This window comes from Lysinibacillus capsici (genome assembly GCF_003367505.1).
Classification (GTDB): Bacteria; Bacillota; Bacilli; order Bacillales_A; family Planococcaceae; genus Lysinibacillus; species Lysinibacillus capsici.
Genome location: NZ_PXXX01000010.1, coordinates 32,070 through 45,628, shown reverse-complemented (window position 1 = coordinate 45,628; position 13,559 = coordinate 32,070). Strand labels below are relative to the sequence as shown.

The 13,559-nt window shown below is 39.3% G+C and carries 11 protein-coding genes and 1 other RNA gene; 10 read left to right on the top strand and 2 right to left on the bottom strand.

Annotated elements, in window-relative coordinates; genetic code table 11:
• The first annotated feature begins 12 nt into the window (after positions 1-12).
• Positions 13-675 carry an endonuclease III gene (nth, locus tag C7B89_RS07350; protein ID WP_048389975.1) on the top strand — a complete coding sequence of 221 codons (663 nt, stop codon included), beginning with the start codon at positions 13-15 and terminating at the stop codon, positions 673-675.
• Positions 672-986, top strand: a complete 315-nt coding sequence (locus C7B89_RS07345; RefSeq protein ID WP_066037666.1) for a YpoC family protein — start codon at positions 672-674, stop codon at positions 984-986. The genes nth and C7B89_RS07345 overlap by 4 nt, the downstream gene beginning before the upstream one ends.
• A 183-nt stretch (positions 987-1,169) precedes the next feature.
• Here C7B89_RS07345 and C7B89_RS07340 read toward each other — a convergent pair whose 3' ends face one another.
• Positions 1,170-3,848, bottom strand: coding sequence for a penicillin-binding protein 1A (locus C7B89_RS07340; protein WP_115673411.1), 2,679 nt, complete (start codon positions 3,846-3,848; stop codon positions 1,170-1,172).
• A 2-nt stretch (positions 3,849-3,850) separates the two neighbouring features.
• Positions 3,851-4,495, bottom strand: coding sequence for a Holliday junction resolvase RecU (gene recU / locus C7B89_RS07335; RefSeq protein ID WP_048389981.1), 645 nt, complete (start codon positions 4,493-4,495; stop codon positions 3,851-3,853).
• A 380-nt stretch (positions 4,496-4,875) separates the two neighbouring features.
• Between recU and C7B89_RS07330 the strand changes: the two genes are divergently transcribed.
• The 8 genes from C7B89_RS07330 (at position 4,876) to C7B89_RS07295 (ending at position 13,541) form a co-directional block, all read left to right on the top strand.
• On the top strand, positions 4,876-5,073 hold the full coding sequence (locus tag C7B89_RS07330) for a hypothetical protein (protein ID WP_004225568.1): 198 nt from the start codon (positions 4,876-4,878) through the stop codon (positions 5,071-5,073).
• A 207-nt stretch (positions 5,074-5,280) separates the two neighbouring features.
• Positions 5,281-5,664, top strand: coding sequence for a YppE family protein (locus tag C7B89_RS07325; protein WP_054550767.1), 384 nt, complete (start codon positions 5,281-5,283; stop codon positions 5,662-5,664).
• Positions 5,639-7,906, top strand: coding sequence for a DEAD/DEAH box helicase (locus C7B89_RS07320; protein ID WP_066037669.1), 2,268 nt, complete (start codon positions 5,639-5,641; stop codon positions 7,904-7,906). Before C7B89_RS07325 ends, C7B89_RS07320 begins: the two co-directional genes overlap by 26 nt.
• Positions 7,907-8,064: 158 nt before the next feature.
• Positions 8,065-9,312: a ribonuclease H-like domain-containing protein gene (locus C7B89_RS07315; RefSeq protein WP_115673410.1), complete on the top strand. Its 1,248-nt coding sequence runs from the start codon at positions 8,065-8,067 to the stop codon at positions 9,310-9,312.
• A gap of 121 nt (positions 9,313-9,433) precedes the next feature.
• Positions 9,434-9,730, top strand: coding sequence for a cell division regulator GpsB (gene gpsB, locus C7B89_RS07310; protein WP_004269307.1), 297 nt, complete (start codon positions 9,434-9,436; stop codon positions 9,728-9,730).
• Positions 9,731-9,790: 60 nt separating this feature from the next.
• Positions 9,791-10,171: RNase P RNA component class B (gene rnpB, locus C7B89_RS07305), an RNA gene on the top strand.
• Positions 10,172-10,655: 484 nt separating this feature from the next.
• Positions 10,656-12,401, top strand: a complete 1,746-nt coding sequence (locus tag C7B89_RS07300; RefSeq protein WP_054550770.1) for a GGDEF domain-containing phosphodiesterase — start codon at positions 10,656-10,658, stop codon at positions 12,399-12,401.
• Positions 12,402-12,404: 3 nt separating this feature from the next.
• On the top strand, positions 12,405-13,541 hold the full coding sequence (locus tag C7B89_RS07295; RefSeq protein ID WP_115673409.1) for a THUMP domain-containing class I SAM-dependent RNA methyltransferase: 1,137 nt from the start codon (positions 12,405-12,407) through the stop codon (positions 13,539-13,541).
• Positions 13,542-13,559: the final 18 nt, after the last annotated feature.

Below are 13,559 nucleotides of genomic sequence, written 5' to 3'. Positions count from 1 at the left end.
GGGGCATCCAGTTTGTTAACGAAAAAACAGTGGGAGCATTGTCTAGAAGAAATGGATCGAATGTTTCCCGACGCACATTGTGAGCTCGTCCATGACAATGCTTTTGAGCTAACGATTGCCACATTATTATCTGCACAATGTACAGATGTACTAGTCAATAAAGTAACGAAAACCTTATTTCAAAAATATAAAACACCAGAAGATTATTTAGCTGTTTCCATAGAGGAATTGCAACAGGATATTCGCTCTATTGGCCTTTATCGCAATAAGGCGAAGAACATTCAGGCTCTATGTCAACGTTTACTAGATGAGTACGGTGGCGAAATCCCTGCAACACGTGAAGCATTGGTGACATTACCAGGTGTAGGTCGAAAAACGGCCAATGTTGTGCTTTCAGTAGCCTTCGATATTCCAGCACTTGCAGTGGATACCCATGTGGAGCGAGTATCCAAACGCCTAGGGCTCTGTCGATGGAAAGATTCGGTGCTTGAAGTGGAAGAAACGATTATGAAGAAAACGCCAATGGACAAATGGTCAAAAACGCATCACCAATTAATTTTCTTTGGACGTTATCATTGTAAGGCACAAAATCCTGGATGTGGTACTTGCCCTTTACTCGACGATTGTCGTGAAGGGCAAAAGCGTTTAAAGAAAGGCATGGTGAAGGAAGCATGAATAGTGAAGCCATTGCAAAAGAAAAAGTAGATGCATGGTTTGCCCAATGGACTTCACTACAAGCCGCTATCCATACAGCACATGATGCAAGAAATGGACTGGCAAAAGGGCTAATGGAAGATGCCATCGAGCTATTTGAACAACTTGTGCAAGCTGCAGGCGATGAAGTGCTACCGATTAATGGGGTTGAGCGATTAGCCTTTATTAAAGCTAAGCCAGGTCAATATGCATGCTATCGTCAACTAGATGAGCTATTTAAAGAAACGAAAAAGCGCACAGCACGACTGCGGATTCAAGCTAGTAAAAGTTAGAGTGGATGGATAGAGTATAAAAAGTGGATAGGACAGATAAAGTGAAGGATAGGACGCGAAAAGTGGCGGATAGACCTTGTAGAGTGAAGGATAGACCGTCAAAACTGACGGATAGCCTCCTCAGAGCCTTCGTCAATAAAAAAACCGAGAAGCAGTGAATGAACTGCTTCTCGGTTTTTTTCTTTATTCTGAGCTTTGGTCTTCTTCATTTGGGTTGGTGGGCTCGGTAGGAGGTGTTGGCTGCTGATTTCCATCATTATTGCCATTGTTTCCACCATTGCCGTTATTTCCATGCCCATTGCCATTTCCATGCCCGTTATTACCATTATTATTGTTGTTATGACCGTTGTCGCCATTACCATTATTGTTATTACCTTGATCATTATCCTCTTGACCAGGATCAATCGGTAAATCAATATCTGGTTCATCTGGATCTTCCGTTTCCAAATCTTCCTCAGGGGTAGTTGTGATCTGGAAGGTAGTTGTCCCAGGCTCACTGCGTGTGCCATCTACAATGGCTACGACAGAGATTGTATAGTTACCATCTTCAAGTGTGTTAGCAACAGTTAGGCCTTTCGTGTCTGCTGTGCCAAGGACAACCGTTTCTCCACCTTCACGTGTGGCAGAAACTTCAAATGAAGTTGGTAATGGTTCATCGGTTTCTGGATTTAGGATGGCATCATGTTCCCAAGAAATATTGATCGACTGTGCTCCTAAATCTAAGTTTGCTGAAACATTATAAGGTGTAGATAGCTCTGGCGCCTCATAGACCTCAGAAACCTCTGTTGGTTCAGTCCCGCGAACGAATAACTCTGTTTGACGTAGTTCGCTAGGTGTATAGTCACTTGCCAATCTTAAAGGTTTAGAGCCTACTTCCACCGTTGCTTCTACAACAGTACTTGGCTTTTTGAAGCTAGCTGTCTCAACATTCGCTGAAATTTCTTGCATAATCGTCTTAAATAAGTTTTGTGGTAATCGACGTTCTTCCCACGTTGTAATTGGATCAAAGTGTTTTTCATAGCCACTCCATATAGCGATGGAATAGTTAGTTGTGTAACCAGCAAACCATGAATCTGGCACACTTGTATTCGGTAAATTATATTTGTTAAAGTCTTCTGCTGAATAGTTAGTTGTACCTGTTTTACCTGCGATATCCAAGCCAGGCACATTGGCTGCAGTTCCTGAGGCATCAGGCTTATTGCCGACTACATCACGTAGCATGTCTGTTACCATGTAAGCCGTATAATCATTCATAGCCACTTTAGACTCAGGTGTATAGTTTTTAGACGTTTTACCATCTCGATAGACAATTTTTGTAATCGAATGTGGATCTGTATAGACCCCGTTATTACCGAAAGCAGCATAGGAAGCTGCCATTTGAATAGGAGAGATAGTAATAGCACCACCGCCAATTGCATCGGACTCATAGAGATTTTCTGTTTCAATTCCTAAACGTCCAACAAATTCCTTGGCTTTTTCTGTGCCAACCTCCTGTAATGCTTTGACAGCTGGAACGTTCCGTGAAGCATATAATGCTTTACGTGCAGTCATGGCACCCATATATCTGCCATCCCAGTTTGTGATTGTTTGCTTTGTACCTGTATAGTTCATTGGTTCGTCGACAAGTGTTTGACCTGTAGACCATTTTAAATATTCAATTGCTGGCCCATAGTCGACTAACGGTTTCATTGTGGAACCTGGTTGATTATTTGTTAAGTCCTCGGCATAATTCCAGCCACGTTCTGCACCATATTTACGACCGCCACCAACGGCTTGAATGGCACCTGTTTTTGTATCAACGACCGCCACACCTGACTGAATATCTTCAGTTGGGAAATTACTATCATCATTCATCACATTTTCTACAACTTGTTGAGCATTTGGATCAAGCGTCGTATAGACTTTGATTCCTTCTGCCATTGCCGAACCGTCACCATTATTTTCCAATTCATTAATAACAATATCCAGGAAGGCATCATATTTGGAACCTGCAAATGATTGGCGTGTTGCATCATCCGCTAAACCTGATTGAACTTCTGCTTTTTTGGCTTCTTCCATTTCGGCTTTAGAAATTTTTCCGTGTTGATACATTAATCCTAAAACGGTATTACGTCGTTTTTTTGCAAGCTCAGGGTTTTTTAATGGATTATACGCATTTGGTCGTTGCACTAGCCCTGCTAATAGTGCTTCTTCATCTAAAGTTAAATCTTTTAATTCTTTACCATAGAAGTATTGTGAGGCTGTACCGAAGCCATAGATACGACCTGACATAAGCATTTTGTTGAAGTACATTTCAAAAATTTCTTCTTTCGTATACTTACGCTCTAATTGGAAGGCAAGCCATGCTTCCTGTGCTTTACGCTTTAATTTCTTCTCGTTTTGTAAAAATGAGTTTTTGACTACTTGCTGTGTTAAAGTTGATGCACCTTGCGCACCAAAGCCATCACGGAAGTTTGCAAGGATTGCACCGCCTAGACGATAAAAATCCATACCATGATGCTCAAAAAAGCGTACATCTTCTGTAGCCAGAATAGCATTGATCATATCTTCAGGTATATCTTCATATTTTATATATTTACGGTTTTCAGCACCGATTGTTGCAAATAATTCACCGTTTTTATCGTAGAACTCTGAAGAAACAGGATCTTTCAATAATTCTTCATCGAGCTCAGGAGCCGTGCTTGCATAGAAGGCAAATAATGCACCTCCTCCAATTAAGCCTGCTACACCGATGGCTAAGACAGTTAAGAAAATGCGTTTAAACCATGTCTTAGCGGATGAGGCTGGTTTCGTTTTTTTCTTTTTATTTTTTTCAGCGAGAGCTTTTTGATGCTCTCCACGTGTTCGACGACGTTCAGTCATTCTTATTTCTCCTCACTTTCAGACCCGTAGCATTTTGCATCAATCAATTGTTGGATGATAGGTAAATAATCGATACGCGGATAATAGCTCGTGGGAATTTCATATGCCTCTTCTTCGATGATCGAAAAGGGTATCGATTTACGATTGCCATTTTCCATTGCTTGCCAGGCCTTTTGTAAAACTTTGTATGGCACAATAAAATATCGCTCAAAAGCAGAAAAACGAACGATAATAAAAGCCACACCATTTTGTTCCGTCACTTGCTGCATATGTGTCATTTGATGCTCATGAATATTTTTTAAGGGGAAACTTGTTTTGGAAGCCGTTTCCTTTGCATCAAAATCTATATAATGCCCATTCCAAACACCATTGTAGTCGGTTGTAGAGGGTGTTCGAAAATAAGCTTCACGAATGACAGCAGCACTTCGTGAAGGGTACTCTACTTTGACGATTTGCACAGGAACAGGTTTCTTATGAATGATAGCAAGTCGCCTTTTTATATAATAGTCGTTTGCTTCATTAATTTCATCTTCTAGCGTCTTCCCGCGATTACTAAAAGATAAATCTTTGCTTTTGCTCTTTTTTTCTGTTTTCTGTACAGAAGCATTTGGGGTATACAATTTCCCGTTTGGATAACGAATTGTCATTAAACTCACCCTTTACCTTACTGCTTTTCTATCCACTAGTTTACCATGTTTTAATAGCTGTTCTCTACCTCCATCATTCATGAAATTGTTACTAGAATAGTAGAAAACAAATGGTACGTATGAATAATTTGCGTCGAAAAATCGCCAGCTTTATTATTACTAGAATCGTCAAAATAACTGATAAATTTAAATAGGTCATTGGGATGAAAATATACTCACACAGCAACCTTTCATTCATGACGATTTTTTTGGTCAGAGGTTCACTATTAAAATTTTATCGAAAATCTTCTTCTTTCAGCTAACTTACGCTTATTTTGTCACGCCTGAAGGTAATTCTATACATACGAGGAATACTAAAGTAAAGCAAAGGAGGCGTTATTTTGAACAAGTTAGAACAATTAGTTGCGCAGTTAGATCTGGTCAATCAATTACTTTTCACGAGAGTGTCATTGGAAAACAATGCTCATAGTTTGCATTTTTTTATGCAACTTAAAGCGGTTAGCCAGAAAGTAAGCTTAGCAGAAAAGAACTGGCAAGTAAAGAATGCTTGTTCGCCTATTAGTAGTGAAAAATCATAGACTTTGGTACACTTATCTTATAAGCAATTGAACTAACGCAATAGCATGAAGATTGATACATTATTTTCCATAAAGGTGTGGTAAATAGGTGTCATAAACAGTGATATTTCCATAGCTGACGAGCTGAACAAAACATACTCAGCATGTATATGCCGTCACTACGAAATATATTTGCTATGTATAATTGTTGAGAGATGAGGTGCAAAATTGTTAGTTATCCAGCAAACATCCAAATTAATAGATGAATGTGATCAGTGCGTTTCACGTTTTTGGCAAATGCGTGAGGAAGATCGAACACCTGATTTTTTTCAAGAGGTAAAGCCACATGCAGATGAAATTCATCAACTTTTAAAGGTATGGCAGCAAGAAGCCAATAAATGGATTCAAAAAAATCGACCAAAATACATGCATACGCAACAAATTGCTTCGGTCGTTGAATCGATGGAGCAATTTGTTGTGCAATCTTTTTATAAAGAAACAAGTAAAAAACGTTTTTTAGATGCCATACATTCTACTTCCTATACTTTGAAAATATTTGAACGATTAGTTAAGGAGGGAGAAAAGGATGCTATCGAAGAAACGAACGATTAGTGAGCTTTTACATGAGTGGAGATATGATGAAGAACTTAAAGAGCGTATCCTGCATTGGCAAACATTAGAGGGGCGTCCAGCGAACTATGCACCATTTCCTAGGAATTTACATCCTTCTTTAGTGAAAGCCTTACAGACAAGAGGGATTGAGCAGCTTTATACACATCAGCGAGAGGCATTTGATTTGGCACAGAGTGGTACATCTTTTACAGCGGTTACGCCAACTGCTTCAGGTAAATCCTATTGCTATCATCTGCCAGTGCTACAAAAAATAATGGAGGATAAAAATGCACGTGCCATTTATTTATTTCCAACAAAGGCACTGGCACAGGACCAGAAAAATGATTTGAATGAGCTCATTGAGCAAAGCGGTGAGGAGATTTTAAGCTATACCTATGATGGAGATACGGCTCCAGGCATTCGCCAAAAGGTTCGTAAGGCAGGGCATATCGTGATGACGAATCCTGATATGCTTCATTCGGGTATTTTGCCGCATCATACAAAATGGGTTTCACTTTTTGAGAATCTACAATATATTGTGATTGATGAATTGCATACATACAAAGGTGTGTTTGGTTCCCATGTGGCGCATGTTATTCGGAGATTAAAAAGAATTTGTGAATTTTATGGGAGTAAACCAGTGTTTATTTGTACATCGGCTACCATAAAAAATCCTAAAGAGCTTGCTGAGCTACTAACGAATGAATCACACATGCTCATTGCTGATTCGGGTGCTCCAGTTGGTAAGAAAACCTTTCTTTTTTACAATCCGCCAATTATTCATAAAACATTTGGCGTGCGTAGAAGTGCTGTATTAGAGGTAAGTGATTTAGCTAAGAGGTTGTACACAGCTGGCATTCAATCCATTATTTTTGCCAAAAGTAGGGTACGAGTAGAAATGATTGTAACCTATTTAAAGGAACTTACACGTAATAAGCTGCTCGATGAATCTGTACGTGGCTATCGAGGTGGGTATCTGCCATCTGAACGACGTGTCATCGAAAAAGGCTTACGTGATGGGACAATCCAAACAGTAGTTAGCACCAATGCATTAGAATTAGGTGTCGATATTGGTCAATTACAAGCATGTATTATGACAGGTTACCCAGGAAATATTGCGAGTGCTTGGCAGCAAGCAGGACGTGCAGGGAGACGTCAGGATGAGGCATTGATTATTTATGTTGCGCAATCTTCCGCATTGGACCAGTATGTAGTCAATCATCCACTATTTTTACTAGGCAGTACACCAGAGGAAGCACGTATTTATCCAGAAAATATGCTGATTTTAATGGATCATTTGAAATGTGCTGCCTTCGAGCTACCTTTTTCAACAGGCGATACGTATGGAGAATATGACATACAAGAATTGCTGGAGTATTTAGCAGAAGAAGGGGTAGTTTTTAAGACGAGTGATAAATGGCATTGGATGAGTGATCGTTTCCCGGCGCATGATATTAGCTTACGTTCAGCGTCACAAGAAAATGTAGTCATTATTGATCTTACCATTCCTGCACAGACAAAGGTTATTGGTGAAATGGATCGTCATAGTGCCATGACACTCTTGCATGAAGAAGCCATTTACTTGCACCAAGGCATTCAGTTCCAAGTAGAGAAGCTTGACTGGGAAGAAAAGAAAGCCTACGTACGTGAAGTAGATGTTGATTACTATACAGATGCCAATCTAGCAGTTGAAATGAAAGTTTTAGAGGAAGATCGTAACCGTTCATATGCAGGTGGTACAATCTGCTTTGGCGATGTTGGCTTAGTTGCACAAGCAACGATTTTCAAGAAAATACGCTTCGGCACACATGACAATATTGGCTCAGGACCTATACATTTACCACCTGATGAAATGCATACAAGTGCTTCATGGCTATCGTTTACAGCACCAGATAAATGGACAGAGGAAGAGCTAACAGATGCTATGACTGGGGTAGCCTACGCGATGAATGCCTTCATTCCTTTGTTTATTCAATGTGATAGTAGCGATGTAGCCGTTGTACCACAGGTGAAGGCCACACATAATGAGCGGCCAACGTTTTTTGTCTATGATAAGTATCCTGGTGGCATCGGCTTAAGTGAAAAGGTATATGAACTATGGGAAGAGCTAATCATGAAAACATATGAGCATGTTACAAATTGTGCATGTGAATCAGGCTGTCCTTCCTGTATTGGGGCACAAGAATCATTGCTCCAAACAAAAGGAAAGGTAGCTAAATTACTGCAACAATTAATGGCATAGTAAACAGAGGGTGAGGAACGCCAATATGTTCTTTCACCCTCTTGTTTGTATTCATGGTAAATCGATTTTCATCGAAGAATATTTTGAATGAGGTTAACAATCATGTTACTCTTGCAAGAGAGATGTCTTATACAATAAGCAGAAAATGAGTGAAATTCATGTCTTACGAAAATAAAATATTACAAATGAAAAAAATGCTGGGAAAAAAACCGATGTCCGCCAAAAAAGTTGAAGAACCAGCGTTCCAAAAGCCTGCTAGGCCAAGCTATACAGAGCAATGGAAACAGGCGGGACTAACCGTTGTTGAAAATGATTTCGGCATCGTATTTAAGCGTCAAGTAAGCTATCCGTTTAGCTATCAGCATGGACATTATCAACTGCAATCATTCTTTGAAGCCCTGAAAAAATGGCAAGATGCTGAGTTTGATCATCCTTATGCGCTAGATATGGAAGAATCCGTCTTATTTTTTGACACGGAAACAACAGGTTTAAAGGGTGTTGGGACCCATATTTTTTTGCTTGGATTTTTAGAAGTAGCTGAAGAATCCTTTATCCTCACACAATATATTATGGCAGATCCTGCACATGAAGCAGCCTTCTTATTTGAATCCAAGCTTTGGCAAAAGTCAGCTACTGTGATTACCTATAATGGGAAAAGCTTTGATTGGCCACAGCTTGAAACACGATGGACATTGCATCAAAAAACCTTACCAAAATTACGCTCTCAGCGACAGATCGATTTGTTGCATAGTTCGAAGCGTTTATGGAAAAATGATATGGAGCGTTTAAAATTAAAATCTGTCGAGGAAGAAAAGCTTGGTTTTTCGCGTAAAGGGGATATTCCAGGCCATCTCGCACCTATTATTTATTTGGATGCAGTAAAAAGTGGCATTCCAGATGCTCTTATAAAGGTTTTGCATCATAATGAGTGGGATTTACTATCACTTATCACACTGTATAGTCATTCTACGTATTTATTGTTCGAGCAGGACCATGAAGAATCGGCAAAAACTTTCACCAACATTGGGAAATGGTATGGTGATTTAAGAGAAAGCACACAAAGTGTGAGGATTTTAGAAAAGGTGACATCAAAATTTGATGCGCTAGAAGCGGGCCATGCTCAATATTATTTAGCTTTACAGCACAAGAAGAATAAACGCTATAGTGAAGCTATTGACTCATTCGTGGCCTCCCTTCATTTTGTTGAAGCAAGAACAAAGTTACATGCCCTTGAGCAGCTAGCCATACTTTATGAGCACAAAATGAAGGATTATGAGCAGGCCCTTTATTATACGCAAGAAGGCATACGTCTCATTCGAAATAATGGGCAATGGAGAGCAGAACAAAAACAAAAATGGGAAATTTCTTGGGAAAAGAGACTACACAGATTAGGAAATAAGAAATAAATTCGTGGGTAAGCGCGTGAAACGACAAGTTTAGCCTTACAATTAGTATTTTCAGACGATATAATGTGATGAAGTATGCTATAATGTATTCGTGTATGTAGTGTGAGGAAGGGCGATGTGAATGGACATTAAATTAACGTCAAAAATGATCCTTGAAAAGGAATTTAAAAAGAACTTTAAAGGCTACAATGTAGAAGAAGTAGATTCTTTTCTTGATGAAATTATTCAAGACTATGAAACGTTTGAAAAAGTGGTGGCCCAACTACGTGAAGAAAATAGACAGTTAAAAGAAGAAATTGAAAGCACACCTAAGAGACAACCGGTTGCTTCAGCGGCAGCTGGTACAACGAATTTTGATATTTTAAAACGTCTTTCTAATTTAGAAAAACATGTATTTGGTAGCAAGCTGTACGAATAAATTTAGTCAATTATATTGTATTTAACATAAAACTCTAGTATAATCTTTCGTATCATCACGAAATTCTGGTAATCGCTGCGGCGCTAGACGTCGTAGAGGAAAGTCCATGCTCGCACGGTTCTGAGATGACCGTAGTGTTCGTGCTTACTGAAAAAATAAGGTAAGGCAGCTATTAAGGCTGACGGCGGAAGGAAAACCTAAGTCCTCTGGATATGGTTGACACTTCCTGAAAGTGCCACAGTGACGAAGCTTGCTTGGAAACTTGCAAGGTGGAACGAGGTAAACCCCACGAGTGAGAAACCCAAATTATGGTAGGGGCACTCTCTAGAAGGAATTGAACGGATAGAGGGACAGAGTTTGCTCTGTAGATAGATGATTACCACCTGATCGTACGAGGCGCAAGCTGTTTGAGTACTCGGGAACAAAACATGGCTTATGGAATTTTTTGATGCTTATCTACGAAATAACAAGCGCTCTCCAATTCGGTGGAGAGCTTTTATTTTGAATTCATGAGGAAAAAGTAACCTTGTTAATCAAGTCTTGGTATGCGCTATACGTTTGAGAAGTATCGCTACCGCTTCTAAGTCACAACATCTGAAAACGGTTATCGCATCAATGTGATGTATTGATCTTGACTGCTCACATACTTGTATTGTAAGCAAACGCCAGGTATAACAACCACCTCTATAAATGGTTTATCAGTTTTAGGTGTATGGTTACCTGTTTATCAAGAGAATGCCTTCGGCGATTGTCATAGATTTACTTGAGGCGCTTTTCGAGCAAATTAGAAAAATCTGGACGCATTCATTGCACGAAAGAGAAGCGTCAGTGACAATTACACCGAGCGTAATAGATTACATAGTGGTTGGCCTGACGTAAATGCCCTTCTGAGAGGGAGTATAGAGAGATAGGATGGAGCGGAAACATGAACGGAGTAAACAATTGGGAAAGTACGGATAAACTGAAACTGATATCTAAATATCCGACTTCCTTAATACTTAAAATCTTCGAAAATGTATCTGAAGGTATCATGATTACTGATGAATACAAAAAAATAGTAATGGTTAATCCTGCCTTTGAATTTGTGACAGGCTATACATGTGATGATGTGGTTGGAAAAACGCCAGCCGTTTTACAATCTGGTGTACATGAATTGCCGTTCTATTTAGAGATGTGGGAGCAGATACGACAAGAAGGCATTTGGCAAGGTGAGATATGGAATCGTCGTAAAACTGGAGACGTATATCCTGAATGGTTAACAATTGTTTGTGTAACCAACGATGAGGGTGAGGTTACAAATTACTGTGGTATTTTCACAGATTTGTCTGAAAGAAAAATAGTAGAAAATGAATTAGAAAAGCGTTTGCTCACGGATTCATTAACAGATGTATCCAATCGTTTTGCCTATATCGAAAGAATGGATAATCTCTTGGAATCGACTTCTGCTATTTCTCATTCAGTGCAGCATGCGATCTATTTCTTAGATTTGGATCGATTTAAGCAAATTAATGATACATTAGGCCATGCTGTTGGAGATTCAATTTTAATAGAAGTAGCAAATCGACTAAAAAAATTACTGAAAAATAAAGATATTATTGCAAGATATGGCGGAGATGAATTCGTCATTACATTAACCAATGTGAAAAATGTGAAAGAGGCTGCAAAATTTGCTGAACAAATTATTAGTAGTATTGAACAGCCAATGATGATAAATGATCAGGAAGTTTTTATTTCTACAAGTATTGGTATTAGCGTTTATCCAGTTGATAGTAAAAACACAGAAGAACTGATCAATTGTGCAGATAGAGCGATGACTTATTCAAAAAAGAATGAATTAAACGGCTATTCCTTCTATTTTGATGAACTGCAAACCGACGCACAACGAGTGCTATTGCTAGATTCTGAGTTAAGAAGAGCAATAGAAAACCGTGAATTTGAGCTACATTTTCAGCCAAAGATTTCTATGGAAAATGAGCAGATTCAAGGTTTAGAAGCACTAGTCCGCTGGAATAGCGAGAGGCTAGGCTTTGTTTCGCCTGCTGAGTTTATCACTTATGCAGAGGATACAGGTCTAATCATTCCATTAAGTGAGCTTATTATCGAAAAAGCATGTGAGGCAGTCATTCAAATGCAACAATATGGTTGGAAAACACCTGTCGCCATTAATATCTCGAGCATTCACTTTAAACAGCAGAATTTTTTGGAGTCGATACAAACAATATTAGAGCGCTATAATATGCCAGCTAACAATTTTGAAATAGAAGTGACAGAGCGAACGGTGATGAACAGTGCCAATGAGACAGTTAGTAAATTGGTTCGTTTAAAACAATTAGGCTTTAAAATCTCAATCGATGATTTTGGGACTGGCTATTCATCCTTAAGCTATTTGGTTCGCTTCCCATTAGATTGTTTAAAAATTGATCGTAGCTTTATCCAGCATATTGGATCACTCGATGAAAAACAGGCAGTTGTAGATGCGATTATTCAAATGTCCCATCGCTTAAAAATGAAAGTTGTTGCTGAAGGTGTAGAACAAGCACAACAAGTGGATATACTACGTAAAATGAACTGTGATATTATCCAAGGCTATTATTACAGCAAACCACTCCCGTTAAACGAATTGATGGAGTTTATGGAGTATTGGGAAATTGAGCATCAAGGAAGGAAATAATCTATGGCAAACTATCAATTAGTAGCTACGTCAGCAATGGGCTTAGAAGCTATTGTGGCACAAGAAGTAAAAGCACTTGGCTATGAAACAACCGTTGACAATGGCAAAGTATATTTTGAAGGCGATGAAACAGCGATTGCGCGTACCAATCTATGGCTACGTGTAGCGGATCGTGTAAAGATTGTTGTTGGGCAATTCCCAGCAAAATCGTTCGAACAATTATTTGAAAGTGTAAAGGCACTCCCTTGGGAGAAGTATTTACCAGTGGACGCTGCTTTTCCTGTTTCAGGAAAGTCCGTAAAATCGAAATTATTTAGTGTACCTGATTGTCAAGCCATTACCAAAAAAGCAATCGTTGAGCGAATGAAACAGCATTATAAGCGACTTGGCTTTTTAGATGAATCTGGAGCGACTTACAAAATTGAGGTTTCAATTTTAAAAGATGTGGCGACACTAACGATTGATACATCTGGTGCTGGCCTACATAAGCGTGGCTATCGTCAGGCTCAAGGTGAGGCACCATTAAAAGAAACATTAGCAGCTGCACTTGTACAAATTTCAAAATGGAATCCAAATCGCCCGTTTGTTGACCCATTCTGTGGCTCTGGTACTATTGCATTGGAAGCGGCGATGTTTGGACAAAATATAGCGCCAGGCTATAACCGAGAATTTATTTCTGAGGAATGGCCATGGATGAAAGCTGCAATCTGGGATGCGGTTCGTGATGAAGCAGATAGTTTAGCGAACTATGATCAGCCGTTGGAAATTATTGGTTCCGATATTGATCACCGCATGGTCAGCATTGCGCAAGAAAACGCAATGGAAGCAGGCTTTGGAGAGTTAATCACGTTTAAGCAAATGCAAGCACGTGATTTTACAACACAGTTAACGGATGGTGTCATGATTGGGAACCCGCCGTACGGAGAGCGTATTGGTGATGTGGAAGTCGTGGAACAGGTGATTCGCGATGTTGGGAAGGTCATGAAAAACTATCCAACTTGGTCTGTATATATGCTATCCTCCATGAAGAATTTTGAAGAATTATATGGACGCCAAGCGACGAAAAAACGTAAATTATTTAATGGTTTTATTGAAACAAATTATTATCAGTTCTGGGGTCAAAAGTCTAAAAGAGATTAACGAATAGTAACGGAAGAT